Here is a 1,293-nt window from a genome sequence, read left to right on the forward strand (position 1 = left end):
AGAATTTCCTCCTTACGGTTATTATTTTCCATCTCTTTCATATACTCCGTAAGCGATACTTGCATTTCTAACATTTCCTCTTGCTTATCTTCTTTTAAAAAGACAAGATTATGCTTAGACTCCTTGCGTATATAGTCAATTACATCTCTTTTTATAAGAAGATCTGCAAAAGCTAGAAAAGATTTTCCTTTTGTATATGAATACTGTTCAATTGCTTGGTTAAACGCAAACAATCCAATGCTATATTCATCATCCTGTTCTGTAATATATCGGCGGCAGACAGACGAAATTGATTTTCTAATAAAAGGCTGATACTGTACGATAAAAGCTTCCTTATCTCCTCCGTTGTTTTGTATGTTATATACCATATCTTCTATTTTCGTTTTTCTTAAGATCTTCATTACTAAACTCAACACTTGTAATCTCCCTCCCTCCTTCTGCTTTAAATAGCAAAATGGTCACTAAACAAGTGACCATTTAACCACATTTATTCAGTACTTTCCTTTAGACTTGTCTTCTTACTGTTGATCATATTTTTCGAAATCGACTTTTTTCATCATTTTCTTGATGATTATTATTTTCTATTTGCGCTAGAGTTAAGTCTGCATTTTCATCTACTCTCTTATTTTCTTCCGCTTATTTCGCTTGCTCTTTTTATATTTTAGCTACAATCTTTGAATAACTCTTCTCTATATTTTTGATAATTTCAGCTTTTGCTTTCGGTTTCCCCACTGAATCTAGTAATTTTACTAATGCTTCAATGTTGTTTCCGATGTGTACTTTTACTTTCATTGCTTCTTTTTCTTCTTTAACAAAAAGCTTATCTTACTTCATTTAGTCTTCTATCGCTTTTTTCTAATGTATCTTGTGCAAGATTACCTTTTAATAGTGTTTTTTCATAATCATTTTTCTTCCATTTGCTTTCTTCACTATACATATTCGACGGAACAAATTATTTTATGGGGGCCAAAAAAATATTTTTTATAAAATAGCTATTTATTTCAAAAATAAAAACCATCAATTTGAAAAAAGATTAATCAAATTGATGGTTTTCTTGTAATATTTTATTAATTTTTTATCGTTTTCTGACAGAAGACTCCTTCCCCAAAAATGTGATGGTGTGAAACACCAATTTTAGGCGGGAGATGAATGTCCGTAGGCGTAAGCCTACGTTTTTTTGCACCAGAACCCCATATTCCTAGTAGAGAAATCAAAAAAACGAAATACAGGGGACACTGGTCTATAGGAGTGTACAATTTTTTGTTAGCATTCTAATATCTAAATAATAAACAA

Annotated in this window: 2 protein-coding genes; both read right to left on the reverse strand. The window is 30.9% G+C overall.

Annotated features, from left to right (window positions below; genetic code table 11):
• A partial coding sequence (locus U860_RS0130050) for a sigma factor (RefSeq protein ID WP_025151373.1) occupies positions 1-416 on the reverse strand: 416 nt, incomplete at its 3' end.
• Positions 417-654: 238 nt separating this feature from the next.
• Positions 655-792, reverse strand: a complete 138-nt coding sequence (locus U860_RS36715; RefSeq protein ID WP_240184508.1) for a hypothetical protein — start codon at positions 790-792, stop codon at positions 655-657.
• Positions 793-1,293 lie beyond the last annotated feature (501 nt).

The organism is Bacillus sp. H1a, from assembly GCF_000633475.1.
GTDB classification, from domain to species: Bacteria; Bacillota; Bacilli; order Bacillales; family Bacillaceae_G; genus Bacillus_A; species Bacillus_A paramycoides.

Coding starts and splice junctions, on each gene's coding strand:
- U860_RS36715 (WP_240184508.1), bottom strand. CDS start 792: ATGAAAGTAAAAGTACACATCGGAAACAACATTGAAGCATTAGTAAAA.